Origin of the sequence: Streptococcus sp. DD10, assembly GCF_001578805.1 — a bacterium.
Classification (GTDB): Bacteria; Bacillota; Bacilli; order Lactobacillales; family Streptococcaceae; genus Streptococcus.
The window spans coordinates 1-339 of the sequence record NZ_KQ969221.1; the positions used below are offsets into that span (position 1 = coordinate 1).

Sequence of the window (339 nt, forward strand, 5' to 3'; positions counted from 1 at the left end):
GAAAATAGGGAGAACTATGATTCATTAGCATCGAGAGAGGCGGATTTTCGTCTTCTCCTTTTTTATGTTAAGAGCTATCAAAACCTGATTTTAAAATTAACAAAGTTTCGAAAAACAAAAGACCGAAAGTTCTATAATGAAGTTAGCCACCTAGCCCTCCTAAAAATTAGATGGTTCAACTAGCTTATAGCTAGTACTCGATTTCATTAAGGAACTAAGAAAACGACTCCTAAAGAAGTCGCATTTATCGAAAATTGGATTAACAACTATCCTAAAAAATGCTTGAACTACAAGTCACCCAGAGAAGACTTCTTGCTGGCTAACTTGAACTTTGCCAAA

At 35.1% G+C, this 339-nt stretch carries 1 protein-coding gene and 1 pseudogene; both read left to right on the top strand.

Going from position 1 to position 339, the window contains the following annotated elements; translation table 11 throughout:
* Positions 1-183 (top strand): hypothetical protein (locus STRDD10_RS11700; protein WP_231853415.1); only part of this gene is annotated, 183 nt, incomplete at its 5' end.
* 27 nt (positions 184-210) lie between these two features.
* A pseudogene (locus tag STRDD10_RS11050) lies at positions 211-339 on the top strand (IS30 family transposase); the annotation flags it as partial.